This window comes from Xanthobacter pollutisoli (genome assembly GCF_040044995.1).
In the GTDB taxonomy this organism is placed as follows: Bacteria; Pseudomonadota; Alphaproteobacteria; order Rhizobiales; family Xanthobacteraceae; genus Xanthobacter.
Genome location: NZ_JBDZDP010000001.1, coordinates 861,929 through 875,437, shown reverse-complemented (window position 1 = coordinate 875,437; position 13,509 = coordinate 861,929). Strand labels below are relative to the sequence as shown.

General features: G+C 68.9%; 11 protein-coding genes. 8 read left to right on the top strand and 3 right to left on the bottom strand.

Annotated features, from left to right (window positions below):
* Positions 1-4 precede the first annotated feature (4 nt).
* Together ABLE93_RS04075 and ABLE93_RS04070 are read right to left on the bottom strand one after the other, a co-directional pair.
* Positions 5-1,180 (bottom strand): ABC transporter substrate-binding protein, encoded by a 1,176-nt coding sequence (locus tag ABLE93_RS04075; RefSeq protein ID WP_348838080.1) that lies wholly within the window; start codon positions 1,178-1,180, stop codon positions 5-7.
* 95 nt (positions 1,181-1,275) lie between these two features.
* Positions 1,276-2,436 (bottom strand): CaiB/BaiF CoA transferase family protein, encoded by a 1,161-nt coding sequence (locus tag ABLE93_RS04070; RefSeq protein WP_348838078.1) that lies wholly within the window; start codon positions 2,434-2,436, stop codon positions 1,276-1,278.
* Positions 2,437-2,533: 97 nt separating this feature from the next.
* Here ABLE93_RS04070 and ABLE93_RS04065 point away from each other — a divergent pair, with 97 nt between their 5' ends.
* The 8 genes from ABLE93_RS04065 (at position 2,534) to ABLE93_RS04030 (ending at position 12,114) form a co-directional block, all read left to right on the top strand.
* A complete protein-coding gene (locus tag ABLE93_RS04065) occupies positions 2,534-3,325 on the top strand; it encodes an enoyl-CoA hydratase-related protein (RefSeq protein ID WP_348838076.1) in 792 nt (263 codons plus the stop codon).
* A gap of 11 nt (positions 3,326-3,336) precedes the next feature.
* Positions 3,337-5,352, top strand: coding sequence for a hydantoinase/oxoprolinase family protein (locus ABLE93_RS04060; protein WP_348838074.1), 2,016 nt, complete (start codon positions 3,337-3,339; stop codon positions 5,350-5,352).
* Between the two features lie 11 nt (positions 5,353-5,363).
* Positions 5,364-7,421, top strand: coding sequence for a hydantoinase B/oxoprolinase family protein (locus ABLE93_RS04055; RefSeq protein ID WP_348838072.1), 2,058 nt, complete (start codon positions 5,364-5,366; stop codon positions 7,419-7,421).
* On the top strand, positions 7,418-8,341 hold the full coding sequence (locus ABLE93_RS04050; protein ID WP_348838070.1) for an NAD-dependent epimerase/dehydratase family protein: 924 nt from the start codon (positions 7,418-7,420) through the stop codon (positions 8,339-8,341). The genes ABLE93_RS04055 and ABLE93_RS04050 overlap by 4 nt, the downstream gene beginning before the upstream one ends.
* A complete protein-coding gene (locus tag ABLE93_RS04045; RefSeq protein ID WP_348838069.1) occupies positions 8,338-9,078 on the top strand; it encodes an SDR family NAD(P)-dependent oxidoreductase in 741 nt (246 codons plus the stop codon). The genes ABLE93_RS04050 and ABLE93_RS04045 overlap by 4 nt, the downstream gene beginning before the upstream one ends.
* Before the next feature lie 259 nt (positions 9,079-9,337).
* A complete protein-coding gene (locus ABLE93_RS04040) occupies positions 9,338-10,126 on the top strand; it encodes an ABC transporter ATP-binding protein (RefSeq protein WP_348838068.1) in 789 nt (262 codons plus the stop codon).
* The gene (locus ABLE93_RS04035) at positions 10,123-10,944 is read left to right on the top strand and encodes an ABC transporter permease (RefSeq protein WP_348838067.1); all 822 of its coding nucleotides are present in this window, start codon (positions 10,123-10,125) and stop codon (positions 10,942-10,944) included. Before ABLE93_RS04040 ends, ABLE93_RS04035 begins: the two co-directional genes overlap by 4 nt.
* A 180-nt stretch (positions 10,945-11,124) precedes the next feature.
* Positions 11,125-12,114 carry an ABC transporter substrate-binding protein gene (locus ABLE93_RS04030; RefSeq protein WP_348838066.1) on the top strand — a complete coding sequence of 330 codons (990 nt, stop codon included), beginning with the start codon at positions 11,125-11,127 and terminating at the stop codon, positions 12,112-12,114.
* 181 nt (positions 12,115-12,295) lie between these two features.
* On the opposite strand, the gene ABLE93_RS04025 is transcribed toward ABLE93_RS04030, so the two are convergent.
* Positions 12,296-13,453, bottom strand: a complete 1,158-nt coding sequence (locus ABLE93_RS04025; RefSeq protein ID WP_348838064.1) for a mandelate racemase/muconate lactonizing enzyme family protein — start codon at positions 13,451-13,453, stop codon at positions 12,296-12,298.
* Between the last annotated feature and the right edge of the window lie 56 nt (positions 13,454-13,509).

Sequence of the window (13,509 nt, the reverse complement as noted above, 5' to 3'; positions counted from 1 at the left end):
GCGATCACTCGACGCGGGTGATGCTCAGCACCTTGATGGGACCGCCGGGCTCCTTGGAGATCCAGGCCGGGAACTTGTTGCAGCGATGGTCGGTCTGGGAGCAGGAGATCGGGCCGGGATAGACGTCGATGACGAGGTCCTTCAGGCCGGCAAGGGCGTCGATCACCTTCTCGCGGGTGATGTCGGGACCGGCGCGCTTCAGCGCTTCCACCAGCGCCTGGGCGGCGCCGATGCCGAACAGGTTGAAATTGGAGAGGCGATCGCCGGGGAACTTGGCCTCGATGAGCGTGCGCCACTTGTCCACGGCCGGGTCGGTGGGGGTGTATTTCACCATGGAGATGGTGGTGAACTTGGCGGTGGCGCCGGGCACGCCCACCTGGTCCTCGAAGGCGGCGGGATCGCCGATGCCGGTCTGGCCGATGAGGATCGGCTTGAAGCCGAGCTTCTGCGCGTCGCGGGCGAAGATGGCGGCGGGCTTGGGGAACAGCACCATGATGACGGCGTCGGCGCCGGTCGCCTTCAGGCGCAGCACCTGGGCGGTGGCGTCGTTGGCGTCGGGCGACATCTCCTCGTCCGCCACCGGGGTGATGCCCTTGGCCTTGAAGGCCTCCATGAGCGGCAGATAGCGCGCGCGGCCCCAGGAATCGCGCATGGAGATGACGGCGATCTTCTTGGCGCCCTCCTGGAGCGCGAAGGCGAGTTGCGCCTGGCTCTCGATGCTCGAGGTCAGCGCCATGGAGAAGATGTTGGCGGCCGGCGGCTGGGTGATGCCGTCGTGCACGGAGGCCACCACCACGAACGGGATCTTCGCCTGCTCGATGGTCTCGCGGGCGGCGAATGTGGCGTTGGAGCAGCCGCCGCCGATGAGGGCGAACACCTGTTCCTGATGGATCAGCTTCTGCACCGCGGTGATGGCGGTGGCGGGATCGCACCGGTCGTCCTCGCGGATGAGCTGGAGCTTGCGGCCGTTGACGCCGCCAGCCTTGTTCACCTCGTCGAAGACGACGTCGATGCCGTTCATGGCGAGCTTGCCATAGAGATAGCCGGGACCAGTGAGGGCGCCGAAGGTGCCGATCTTGATGGCGTCGGCGCTCACGCCGGGCTGCCCCTGCGCGGCTGCGGCGCCGATGCCGGCGCCGAGGGCGGCCAGCAGCGTCGCGGCGCATGTCAGTCGGGTCATGCGAGACATTCAGTTCCCCTCATGGTGTGAGAAAAGACCGGAAGGCGGGTTCTTGTTTTGGGTGGTGCGGCGGGCCGGATTGCGCGGCCCGCCGGTCACGCGGTGGCCGCGTCGCAGGTCGCCGGCGCGCCGAGCACGTCGGACGTATGCTCGCCGAGGCGCGGCGCCGGCCGGCGCACGGCGCCCGGCGTTTCCGAGAGCTTCACGGTGACGCCGAGGGTCTTCATGGCGCCGGCGCTGGGATGGAGCGTGTCCACCACCATCTCCCGTGCCAGGATGTGGGGATCGGCGAGCACCTCGTCGAATTCCAGCACGGGGCCGCAGGGAATGCCGCCCGCCTCGAGCGCCGCCAGCCAGTGCGCCGACGGCTTCTTGGTGAACTGCGCCTGCAACAGCGCGATGAGGGCGTCGTTGTTGGCGACGCGGTCGGCATTGGTGAGGAAGCGCGGATCGCTCTTCAGCTCGGGCGCGCCGAGGATGTCGCACAGGCGCTCCCAGAAATTCTGCTGGGCGGCGCCGAGCGTCAGCCAGCCGTCCTGCGTCTGGATGATCTGGTAGGGCGAGCTGCCCCGGTGGGCCTGGCCGAGGCGCTCCGGCCGCGTGCCCGTGGCGAAGACATGCGCCGCCTCGTAGACGCCCAGCGACAGGGCCGAATCGAGCAGCGAGGTCTCCACCATCTGCCCGCGCCCGGTCTTGTGGCGCGCCTCGACGGCGGCAAGGATGCCGAAGGCGAGGAACATGCCGGCGGCGACGTCGGAGATGGCGATGGGCAGGCGGTGGGGTGGTCCATCCTTCGCGCCGGCGACGCTCATCAGGCCCGACATGCCCTGCGTGACGAGGTCGAAGCCGCCCCGCATGGCGTAGGGCCCGTACTGGCCGAAGCCCGAAATGGCGGCATAGATCAGCCGCGGATTGCGCGCCGAAAGCGTCTCGTAGGAGAGGCCGAGGCGGGCGAGCGTCCCGGGCCGGAAATTCTCCAGAAGGATGTCGGCGCCGTCCACCAGCGCGAGGAAATCCGCCTTGCCCCGCTCGGACTTCAGATCGAGCGTGATGGAGCGCTTGTTGCGGTTCCACAGCATGAAGGGGGCGCTCTCGCCGCCCACGTAGGGCGGCATGCTGCGCGCCTCGTCCCCGGTGCCCGGCCGCTCGATTTTGATCACGTCCGCCCCGTGATCCGCGAGAAGCATGGCGCAGTACGGGCCGGAAAGATGGCTCGACAAATCCAGTACCCGTAAGCCTTCGAGGGCACCTGACATGGATCTTTCGTCTCCGTGGGAATTTGTACATTGTACACGAAATGAGAATGCCGCATAGTGTTTGTGCTTGGTCAATAAATGCGCAATGAGGAATTCGGTGGCAGAGCAAGACACGGACATCCTGGTTTCCGTCGAGGCCGAAGGCCTGGCGGTGGTCACGCTCAACCGACCTGCGCGGCGTAATGCCGTCAGCCTTTCCATGTGGAACCGGCTGGAAGCGATTTTCCTCGACCTCAAGGCGCAGCCGGAGGTGAAGGCCGTGATCCTCACCGGCGCCGGCGGGCAGTTCTGCGCCGGGGCCGACATCTCCGAATTCTCCAAGGTGCGGTCGGACGCCCAGAGCGGGCGCATCTACGAAGCCGCCACCGAGCGCGCCGCCCGCGCCATCCGCGACTATCCGCGCCCGACCATCGCCGCGGTGTCCGGCTTCGGCGTCGGCGGCGGCTGCGGGCTTGCGCTGTGCTGCGATTTCCGGGTGGGGGATCCGACGACGCGCATGGGCATTCCCGCCGCGCGCCTCGGCATCGTCTACAGCGCCCTCGACACCGCGCTGCTGCATCGGCAGGTGGGCTTTGCCAACGCCAAGCGCGTGCTGTTCTCGGCCCGCTTCTTCGAGATCGACGATTGCGTCGCCATGAAGCTCGTGGATGTGCGCGCGGAGGGCTCGGCCCTGGACGGCGCCCGCGCGCTGGCGGGCGAGTTCCTGGACAAGGCGCCCATGTCCATCGAGGGCGCCAAGGCGGTGCTGGAAATGATCTCCGCGGGCGAGGCCGATGCCCGCGAGGCGGAGATCCTCGCCATCTTGGATCAGGCCATGGAGAGCGAGGACTATCGCGAGGGCGGCCGGGCCTTTCTGGAGAAGCGCAAGCCCCGCTTCATCGGGCGGTGAAGGAGCGGACCATGGCTTGGCTCGGCGTCGATGTGGGCGGCACGTTTACGGATCTGGTCCTGTTCGATCGGGAGACCGCGCGGCTTGAGGTTCTCAAGACGCCGTCCACCCCGAAGAATCAGGCGGACGGCATCCTCACCGGCGTGGAGCGGCTGGCGCTCGACCCCGCCTCTCTGGAGCGCATGGTCCACGGCACCACGGTTGCCACCAACACCGCGCTGGAGCGGGACGGTCCGCGCCTCGCCGTGGTCTCCACCCGCGGCCATCGCGACGTGCTGGTGGTGGGCCGCGGCAACCGCATGGCCATGTACAACATCAAGGCGCCGCCCAACCGGCCGCTGATCCCGCGCTCCCAATGCTTCGAGGTGGACGAGCGCATCAAGGCCGACGGCTCGGTCCATCGCCCGCTCGATGAGCGGCAGGCGGAGGAACTGGGCGACCTGCTGGCGGCCGAGGGCTACACCGCCGTCGCGGTCTGCTTCATCAATGCCTATGCCAATCCCGCCCACGAGCGGCGCTGCGCCGAGATCCTCGCCGCGAAGCTGCCGGAGGCGTCCATCACCACGTCGAGCGCGGTGCTGCCGGAATATCGCGAGTACGAGCGCTTCTCGACCGCGGCCCTGAACGCCTATGTGGGTCCGCGCATGCGCCATTATGTGGGCGATCTGCGGGGGCGGCTGGAAAAGGCGGGCATGCGGGCGCCGCTGACCATCATGAGCTCCAACGGTGGTTCGCTGCCGGCCAAGCGCATCGAGGAACTGCCGGTCCTGTCCATGCTGTCGGGTCCGGCGGCGGGGGTTATCGCCGCCACCCACGTGGGCCGCGCGGCCGGCGTGCCGGATCTCATCACCTGCGACATGGGCGGCACCTCCACCGACGTGTGCCTGGTGCGCGGCGGTGAGTTCGACATGACCACCGAGGGGCGCGTGGGCGCCTTCCCGGTGAAGATCCGCCAGATCGACATCAACACCATCGCGGTGGCGGGCGGCAGCATCGCCAGCGCAACGGCGGGCTTCCTCAAGGTGGGGCCGCGCTCGTCCGCCTCCATGCCCGGGCCGGCCTCGTTCGGACGCGGCGGGCAGGAGGCGACGGTCACCGACGCCAATGTGGTGCTGGGCCGCCTGCGCACCGACCGGCCCCTCGGCGGCGAGATCCATCTCGATCGCGCGGCGGCGGTGGAGGTGGTGGGTCGCCTCGCGGCGCAGCTCGGCCTCTCTGTCGAAGCCATGGCCGAGGGCATCCTGAAGATCGCGGCCGTCTCGCTCGCCGGTGCCATCAAGGAGGTATCGGTCATGCGCGGCATTGATCCGCGTGATTTCGCCCTCCTGCCGTTCGGCGGGGCGGGGGCGCTGCATGCGGTGGACGTGGCGGTCGAGCTCGGCATGAAGACCGTGCTGGTGCCTCCGCTGCCCGGTAATTTCTCCGCTTTCGGCCTGCTGGTGGCGGACCTGCGGCGCGATCTGGTGCAGACCCGCGTGGTGTGCACGGACGAGACGCCCGTCGCGGCGGTGCGCGATCAGCTCAGGACCTTGGTCGCGGACGCGCAGGAGGAACTCGCCGAGGCGGGCTACGGCGCGGACCGCACGCGCTTTTCCGCCAGCCTCGACATGCGCTACTCCGGCCAGTCCTTCGAGCTTTCGGTGCCGGTGGCGCTGGACGTCGCGGACATGGCCGAGATCGAGCAGGCTTTCGCCCGCGTCTATGCCGCGCGCTACGGCGCGCCCACGGCGGCGAGGGTCGAGATCGTCAGCTATCGCGTCGCCGCCTGGGGCCTGTCGGAGAAGCCGGTGCTGCCCCCCGTGGACCCAACGGGGCGCTCGCTTGAGGCGGCCCGCACGGGCACCGGCGAGGTGGTGTTCGGCGGCATCGTCCACCCGGCGCAGATCCTCGCACGGGACCTCTTGCCGCCGGGCGTGACCCTCGAGGGCCCCGCCCTCATCGAGGAAGCCGGCTCGACCACCGTCGTGCCGCCCGGCTGGACGGTGGCGCTGGACGCCATCGGCTGCCTCGTGATGCGACAGAAGTGAGGACGCCGGCCGTGACCATCGACCCCATCACCCTCGAGATCCTCACGCAGGCCCTCATCTCCACCGTTCGGGAAATGCGCGCCACCGTGTGCCGCACCGCGAGCTCCGTCGCCATCTACGATGCCAAGGACTTCTCCTGCGGCCTGTTCGCCCCCGACAGCCAGGTGGTCGCCCAGTCCGAGGACATCGGCTCTCACGTGGTGCCGCTGCCGTGGTCGGTGCGCACCGCCATGGAGAAGATGGGCGCGGGCCTGAAGGAAGGCGACGTCATCCTGGTCAACGACCCCTATACGGGGGGTACGCACCTCAACGACGTCACCGTGATCTATCCGGTGTTCCGCGAGGGGCGCCTCGTGTTCTTCCCCGCGGTGCGGGCGCACTGGGCGGACGTGGGCGGCATGGTGCCGGGCAGCATGTCCGGCAAGGCCACGGAGATCTATCAGGAAGGCATCCGCATCCCGCCCATCAAGATCATCGAGGGCGGGCGCACCAACGAGGCGGCGCAGGATCTGCTGCTCGCCAACATGCGGGTGCCCGAGGAACGCCTCGGCGACCTCAACGCCAGCTTCGCCGCCTGCCGCGTTGCCGAGATGCGCGTGCACGAGCTGTGCGACCGCTACGGCCTCGACGTGCTGCTGGCGGCGGTGAAGATGGACCTCGACCGCGCCGAGGCGCGCATGCGGGCCTGCATCGCGGCCCTGCCGGACGGGGACTTCTTCTACGAGGACTATCTTGAAACCTACATGGGCGGCCATTTCGAGCCGCTGCTGCTGCCGCTGAAGCTCTCCATCCGCGGCGACCGCATGGTGGCGGACTTCACCGGCGCCTCGGCCCAGGTGCCGTTCCCGGTGAACTCGACGGCGGCGGTCACATCCGCCTCGGTGTTCATCACCGTGAAGTCGGTGTTCGATCCGCAGGCGCCGCTGAACCAGGGCTCGTTCCGCCCCATCGACGTGATCGTTCCGCCGGCCTCCATCGTCAACGTGCAGCGCCCGGCCCCGGCCGGCTCCCATGGCGAGATCAGGAAGCGCGTCATCGCCACCATGGTGGGGGCCCTGTCGCAGGTGGTGCCGGACATGGTGGCGGGCGACCTGTGCCGCACCTCCTTCCACAATCTGCTGGGCGGCTACGATGCGCGCACCGGCCGCGAGTGGGTGCATTACGAATGGTCGGCGGGCGGCAACGGCGCCTTCCTGGAAGACGACGGGCCGAGCGCCATGGCGCCCATCGACTGGGGCGACCTCGTCACGGTGCAGTCGTCCGAAGTGATCGAGCTGCGCATGCCGCTGCTGGTGGAAAGCTCCCGCCTCGCGGTGGATTCCGGCGGCGCCGGCCACACCCGCGGCGGCCTCTCCATGCAGCGCGGGCTCAAGGTGCTGGCGCCGGAGACGCGCTATTCGCTGCTCTCGGACGGCGCGGTGGTGCCCTCCTTCGGCGTGCGGGGCGGGCTGCCGGGCTTTCCCGTCGGCTCCTGGATCGACCGCGACGGCGAGATCGAGGATTTCGACACGCCCGGCAAGATCGCCGGCCATATGGTGGAAGAGGGCGCCATGGTGGTGGTGCGCTCGGCGGGTGGCGGCGGCTACGGCGATCCGCTGACGCGCGACCCGGCGCGGGTCGCCCTCGACGCCTCCGAAGGCTACATCTCCGCCGAGGCCTGCCGGCAGCTCTATGGCGTGGTGCTGGACAATCGCGGCGAACCCGATGCGGTGGCGACTCTCGCTTTGCGCAAGCGCCTGGACGCCTCCCGCTTCAAGCTCACCGCCGTGGCCGACGAGAACACGTTCGAGCCGGGCGCGGTGAGCCGGCGGCGCATCATGCGCCTCAATCCTTCGGATGCCCGCGCGGCCGGCCTCGAGGAGGACGAACTGGTGGAGATCGATGCGCGCATCGCCGCCGCTCTGCGCGGCTGGGTGCGCATCGACCCGAGCGTCGCGCCCGGCACCCTGCCGTGCGATGCGCGCAGCCTCACAATCCTCAAATGTGCGGCGGGCGCGCGGGTCGAACTGCGGTCCGTCCTCTCGGCGGTGCGTCCGCGCGTGGTCATCGCGGCGGAGGCGGCGGAATGAGCGGCGGTGCCATTCTCGTCACCGGCGTCGGCGGCCTGCTGGGCGGCGCAACCGCGCGGCGGCTGCACGCTGCCGGCCGGCGGGTGATCGGCATGGACACGATGCCCCTCGCGGACCTGTCGTTCCCGGTGCTGCGCCACGATCTGCCCGATCCCCACGGCTGGCACGCCGCCATCGCCGGGCATGGGGTGGATGCGGTGATCCATGCCGGCGGCATCTCCGGCCCCATGGTGCTGCGCGATACGCCGGCGCGGATCTGCGCCATCAACCTGCAGGGCCTCGTGGACCTGCTGGAGGCGGCGCGCGTGCACAAGCTGCGGCGCGTCGTGTGGTTCTCCTCGGTCAATGCCTATGGTCCCCGCGCGAGCCTTGATCCGGTGGACGAGACGGCCGCCCTGCATCCCGACACGGTCTACGGCGCCACCAAGGCGGCCGGCGAGGCGCTCATAGAGGCCTTCCGGGCCGAGCACGGGGTGGATGCGGTCGCCCTGCGGGTCGCCTCCTGCTACGGCCCCGGCCGGACAACGGCCTGCCTCATCCGCACGCTGGTGGAGGACGCTCTGGCGGGCCGGGTGACGGCGGTGCGGCCGGCGGACCACAGGACGCGCCAGCACGTGTTCGTGGACGATGTGATTTCCGCCATCGTCGCGGCGCTCGACTCGCCGAGCCTGACCGCTACCGCCTACAACATCGGTCCCGGCCGCGCCCAGGAGCTGGACGAGATCGTCGCGGCGGTGCGCGAGGCGGTGCCCGGCGCGCGCGCCGAGCTGCGCGAAGACGGGCTCGCCTGGAACGTGTTCCCCCTCGGCCCGCTCTCCATCGCGGCGGCCCAACGGGATCTCGGCTTTCTTCCATCCACGCCGCTCGCCGAAGGCGCGCGCCGCACACGGGCATGGGTCGAAATGAGGGGGCAGGCGTGAGTCTTGCGGGCGATCTCGACTTCACCGGACGGCGCGTCCTGATCACGGGGGCGGCCAACGGCTTCGGCGCCGCCATGGCCGCGCTCTATGCCGAGCACGGCGCAAGCCTCGTCCTGGCCGATCTCGAGGCGGAGCCGCTGCGCGCCATCGCGTCCCGCCTCGGCGCCGAGGCTCTGGTGTTCGACCAAGGCGATCTCGCCTCAGTGACCGCGCTGGCGGCGCAGGCGGGCGAGGTGGACGTGCTGGTCAACAACGCCGGCATTCTCGTCGCCAAGCCACTGCTCGACACCGACCTCGCCGATGCGGCGCGCCTCGTGAACGTGGACTTCCTCGGCGTGATGGCCCTCGTGCAGGGCATCGGCCGCGGCATGGTGGAGCGCCGGCGCGGCGTCATCCTCTCCATCAGCTCCCAGACCGCATTCTGCGGCGGCGAGAACCGCGGCGTCTATGCCGCGGCCAAGGCCGCCGTCTCGCAGCTCTCGCGCGCGGTGGCGGTCGAATGGGGCCCGTACGGCGTTCGCGTCCTGTGCCTCGCGCCTGGCCGGGCCCTCACCCGCATGACCGCGGAAACGGCACGTGCCGATTATTCGGGCGACCGCGGGCTCGCCCGTGTGCCCCTGGGCCGCTGGGGCACCGCGGAGGAGGTGGCCAAGATGGCCTTCTTCCTCACCAGCGATGCCGCCGCCTACGTCACCGGCGAAACCCTCATCGCCGATGGGGGGTATGTTCTGGGTTGAATAAAACGGCGAATGCAGGCGGATAAAGCTGTTGTATTTCCATTGTTTTGTAAAGGATAAATGCGTTCAGAGCACAAGCAGCGCCAAGCGAATGCGGAGCATTAACATTCATCCATGCTCCTGCATTTCATGGGTAAGTGGCATTTGAATTGCATTTGTATTTGTTCGACCCAACGCGTGTCGCCGGGATCAACGGCAATTGCGATCTGCCTGAGCGTTTTGCAAGGGCGGGCCGGATTGCCCCATCGAGGTGAGGACCATGGCTTTCATCCAATTGCGGGACGTCACCAAAACGTTTGTCTCGCCACGCAATGGACGGCTCTCCGTCGCGGTCAATCGCTTCAACCTCGACATCGAGCGGGGCGAGTTCTTCTGCCTGCTCGGGCCGTCGGGATGCGGCAAGACCACGGTGCTCGGCATGATGGCCGGCTTCGAGAGCGCCACTTCCGGCGAGATCCTGCTGGACGGCAAGCCGGTGCGTGGCCCGGCGCGCGATCGCGGCGTGGTGTTCCAGGGCGATGACAGCCTCTATCCCTGGCTCAATGCGCAGGAGAACATCGAGTTCGGCCTGCGCATGTGCGGCGTGCCGAAGGCCGAGCGCCACGAGCGCGCGCGCGCCGCCCTGCGCCTCGTGGGCCTGAACGGGCAGAACGACAAATATCCCGCCGAGCTCTCCGGCGGCATGAAGCAGCGCATCCAGATTGCCCGTGCCCTCGTCAACGAGCCCAAGATGCTGCTGATGGACGAGCCGTTCGGCGCGCTCGATGCGCAGACGCGCTACATCATGCAGCGCGAGCTGCGCAAGATCTGGCTCGCCACGCAGAGCACGGTGCTCTTCATCACCCACGACGTGGACGAGGCGATCCTCCTGGGCACGCGGGTAGGCGTCATGTCGGCCGGGCCGGGGGGCACCCTGCGCGAGGTGGTCGATATCGACCTCAAGGGCGAGCGGGACCGGACGGACCCGCAATATTCGAAGTATTTCAACGTCGTCTACAACATCATCCGGGACGAGGTCGCGAAGGCGGCCCAGGGAGTGGCCGCATGAGCGCCGTTGAATCCCGCCTCGCCGCGCAGCGGCCGCGCTCCATGATCCTGCGCCGTGCGGGAGATCTCCTCGCCGCGGTCTGGCCGGCCACGGTCGGCTTCCTCGGGCTGCTGGTGGCCTGGCACGTGGCCTCGGTGTTCCTGGTCCAGTCGCTGCTCTTCCCGCCGCCCCACCTCATGTTCCTGAAGGCGTGGGAGCTGCTGAAGAGCGGCGTGCTCATCGAGCACATCACGGCGAGCCTGATGCGCATCGTCGTCGGCTTCGTCCTCGGCTCGCTGATCGCCATTCCCATCGGCCTCGCCATCGGCAGCTTCAAGATCGTGCGCCAGCTGGCGGAGCCTTGGACCGAGTTCCTGCGCTTCATCCCCTCCGTGGCGATGATCACCATCGCGGTGATCTGGTTCGGCATCGGCGAGGAATCGAAGATCTTCCTCATCATCTACGCCACGGTGTTCATCGTGATCCTGAACACGGCGGCCGGCGTCGCCTCCATCGCGCCCAACAAGGTGCGGGCGGCGCAGTCGCTCGGGGCGCGGCCCTGGCAGATTTTCCTCTATGTGAGCCTGCCGGCGACCGTGCCGTTCATCCTCACCGGCATGCGCCTCGCCATGGCCAATTCCTTCACCACCATCGTCGCGGCCGAGATGATCTCGGCCAACGAGGGACTGGGCGTGATGCTGTGGAACGGCCGCATGTTCATGCTGGTGGACGAGATCTTCGTCTCGCTGTTCTGCCTGGGCGTGCTCGGGCTTCTGACGGACCGGCTGTTCCGCTGGGCAATCTTCCGTTTCGCCGGGCGCTTTTCTCCGGTGGCGTAGAGCGCGCGCCCGGCCCGCATGGTGCGCGGGCCGGAGCCCGTTTCGTGAAAGTGGGAGGGCGGTCCAAGGGCAGGCCGCGCTCCAGGCACGCGCCGCTCGCCTCGGGCTGCGGACGCGGGCAAAGACCGGCGGGCGGCCTTCGCCCTTCGCAATCCCGACCAACCAACCAGAGGGTTCATCATGACCATGCTGAAAAAGACGGTCCGTGCCGCGATCACGGCGGCGGTGCTGGCCCTGTCCACGGCCGTGGCACCGGCGTTCGCGCAGACCAAGATCACCATCGGCACCGGCGTCGATCCGTCCTTCTCCGCTTATTATGTGGCGAAGCTCGCCGGCATCTTCGAGAAGAACGGCCTCGACGTGCAGCTGAACACCGGGCCGAGCGGCTCGGCCATGGTGGCCTTCGTCATCCAGAACCAGATCCAGTCGGCCTTCGGCGCCGAACAGGCGGGCATCCAGAACTTCAACATCGACCCGAACGTTGTGGTCGCCGCCGAAGGCGCCCAGATGGGCCAGTGGTACGGCATGGTCGCGCGCGGCTACACCAGCATCGAGCAGCTGAAGGGCAAGCGCATCGGCGTCGCCCGCGGCTCCGGCAGCGAGGTGTTCTGGCTGGCGATGGTGGACAACCTGAAGCTCAACCCCAAGGACTACACCATCGTCCAGGTGGAGGCCCCCGAGATGATCGCCGCCATGGAGCGCGGCAACATCGACGCCTTCACCAGCTGGGAGCCCTGGCTGACCCGCGCCGTGAAGGCCATTCCCGACGCCAAGGTGGTGGTGAATTCCGACGGCATCCTCAGCCCCCGCGTCTATGTCTACGTGAACAAGGGCTGGGCCGAGAAGAACAAGCCGGCGGCGCAGGCCTTCATGCGGTCCATGGTGGAAGCCAGCGACCTCATCACCAAGGACCCGGAGGCCGCGGCCGGCCACGTCTCCACCTTCCTGAAGCTCGACAAGGCGCTCACCCTCGAGCTGGTGAAGAAGGTGCGCTTCGACATGCGTCTCGACCAGGGCTCCATCAACAATTTCGAGCTGCAGGAAGCCCAGCTCAAGGGCCTGGGCAAGCTCGCCAAGCCGGTGGACTGGAAGAACTTCGTCTATCCCGACCTCCTCAAGGAGGTGAAGCCCGCGGCGGTGAATTACGAGCTTCCGAAGCCCAAGTCCTGAGGACGAAGATCGCCGCCTGAACGCTTCGGCCCGCGCCATCCGCACGGGCCGGAGCGCAGGTAAAGACCGCCGTGCCCGGCGCGTGCCGGACACGGCGAAGCCTTCGCAAAAGCCCCGTCCTGTCCCAAGCGGAACCGATGACGTGATCGCAGCAGCAACCCCGGGCCGGGACGCGGCCCGCTCACCCGGCCGGAGCGGCGAGCGCGGCCAGGTGGCGCTCGTCGACGGTGACGCCGAGGCCGGGCCCCGCGGGGCATTCGACGCGGCCGTCGCGCACGGTCAGCGGGAGCGTCGCCGGATCCTCGGCGAGCCACAGATTGCCGAGGCTCAGACCCCAGTCCACGTTGGGCACGGCGCAGGCCGCATGGACCATCGCGGACGCGGCAAGGCTCGATTCCATCATCATGGCGAGGTTGACGCTGAGGCCCAGCAGGTCACACAGGGCGCCGGCGGCGACCACCTGCGTGGTGCCGCCGAGCTTGATGGTCTTGAGGCTGGCACCGCCGATGGCCTTCGCCTCGTGATGGCGCAGGATGTCGGAGAGGGCATGAATGCTCTCGTCGGCGCCGATGGGCACGGGCGAGCCGGCGGCGACGGCGGCGAGCCGCGCGAGGTCGCCCGCGGGCGTCGGCTGTTCGAGGAACTCGAGGCCGAACGGGGCGGCGGCGCGGGTGAAGCGCAGCGCGCTCTGTACATCCCAGCCCATGTTGGCGTCGGCGGCGATGAGGCAGTCCTCGCCCAGCGCCGCGCGCAGGCGGCCGACGGTCTCGGCCTCCGCATCCACCGGCGCGATGCCCACCTTCAGCTTGAAGCGGCGCACGCCCTTGGCGTGCAGGGCCAATGCATCGGCAACGTCCCGCTCCCCTTCGCCGGTGCCGCCGATGAGCCACAGCGGCTCCACGCTGCGCCGGAGCGCCCCGCCCAGGAGATCCACCGCCGGAACGCCAGCCATGCGGGCGGCGAGGTCGAGCAGCGCCATGTCCACCGCGGCGAGCGCGCCACGATTGCCGTACATGGCCCGGCGAATGCCGGCGCAGGCCGCCGAGCGGTCGGCCACCGCCCGCCCGATGAGCTGCGGCGCGATCATCTCGCGCACCGCTGCGGCCATGCCGGTGAGAGTCTCGCCGGACATGATGGGGCTCGCCGCTGCCTCCCCCCAGCCTTCCATGCCGTCGCGCGATCGCACCCGCACGAACAGCACGGGCCCGGAATCGATGCGATAGGTGGACATCACCAGCGGCTTCTTGAGCGGCAGGCAGGCCGGAAAACAGTCCACGCTGACGATCTCGCTCGCCCGTCCGGTCGGCACCGTGGCCTGGTCTGCGTCTGCCATGCTCATGGGACGTCTCGCGTTTTTTGGGTTCAAGGGGACCGCGCGGCGCGCCGCTTCCGCGA

Coding starts and splice junctions, on each gene's coding strand:
- ABLE93_RS04060 (WP_348838074.1), top strand. CDS start 3,337: ATGGCTTGGCTCGGCGTCGATGTGGGCGGCACGTTTACGGATCTGGTC.
- ABLE93_RS04025 (WP_348838064.1), bottom strand. CDS start 13,453: ATGAGCATGGCAGACGCAGACCAGGCCACGGTGCCGACCGGACGGGCG.
- ABLE93_RS04050 (WP_348838070.1), top strand. CDS start 7,418: ATGAGCGGCGGTGCCATTCTCGTCACCGGCGTCGGCGGCCTGCTGGGC.
- ABLE93_RS04035 (WP_348838067.1), top strand. CDS start 10,123: ATGAGCGCCGTTGAATCCCGCCTCGCCGCGCAGCGGCCGCGCTCCATG.
- ABLE93_RS04075 (WP_348838080.1), bottom strand. CDS start 1,180: ATGACCCGACTGACATGCGCCGCGACGCTGCTGGCCGCCCTCGGCGCC.
- ABLE93_RS04040 (WP_348838068.1), top strand. CDS start 9,338: ATGGCTTTCATCCAATTGCGGGACGTCACCAAAACGTTTGTCTCGCCA.
- ABLE93_RS04070 (WP_348838078.1), bottom strand. CDS start 2,436: ATGTCAGGTGCCCTCGAAGGCTTACGGGTACTGGATTTGTCGAGCCAT.
- ABLE93_RS04030 (WP_348838066.1), top strand. CDS start 11,125: ATGACCATGCTGAAAAAGACGGTCCGTGCCGCGATCACGGCGGCGGTG.